At 49.7% G+C, this 608-nt stretch carries 2 protein-coding genes; one reads left to right on the top strand and one right to left on the bottom strand.

Going from position 1 to position 608, the window contains the following annotated elements; translation table 11 throughout:
- A partial coding sequence (locus HC176_RS15770; RefSeq protein ID WP_209309741.1) for a flavin monoamine oxidase family protein occupies positions 1-319 on the top strand: 319 nt, incomplete at its 5' end.
- Here HC176_RS15770 and HC176_RS15775 read toward each other — a convergent pair.
- A partial coding sequence (locus HC176_RS15775; RefSeq protein WP_167919948.1) for a PhzF family phenazine biosynthesis protein occupies positions 316-608 on the bottom strand: 293 nt, incomplete at its 5' end. The genes HC176_RS15770 and HC176_RS15775 overlap by 4 nt on opposite strands.

A 608-nucleotide genomic window follows, 5' to 3' on the forward strand; every position in this document is an offset into this window, starting at 1 on the left:
TGGTGAGCGTGCAGAAGAATTAGGAGAAATGGGAGAGCAGGAGGCAATAGAACAACAACTTCAGGAAATGAAAAAGGTTTATCCGGAGGTGCAGGAGCATTTTACAGAAGGATATGTAAAAGCCTGGAGTGAAGATCCATATGCATTAGGAGGCCCCAGCTGGCCGGGTCCCGGGGATGTTACCGCTTATCTAAAAGACCTGCAGTCTCCGCATGGAAAAATCCATTTTGCAGGAGAACATACCAGTATTTTGCGAAGTACTATGGAAGGAGCATTAAGGTCCGGCATTAGGGCAGCGCAGGAGGTGCAGGAGAGTTAATCCCGGTTCAGAAAAAGTTTTCCGGCAGAATAAGTGACAGCATGTCCTGCAACTTCTACACGGTCTCCTTTTAGAGTGCAGAACAATTCGCCGCCCCTGGGTGAAAGCTGGCGTGCGTGCATTTTATCCAAGCCTAACCTCTTTTCCCAAAAAGGAACCAGGGAACAATGGGCAGAACCTGTCACCGGGTCTTCAAATACTAAAGCTCCCGGTGTAAAGAAGCGTGAAACAAAATCGCAATCCTCGCCCGGGGCAGTCACAATTACTCCGCCCGTGCCCAGGTCAAGCC

It is taken from the genome of Tamlana crocina (assembly GCF_012037625.1).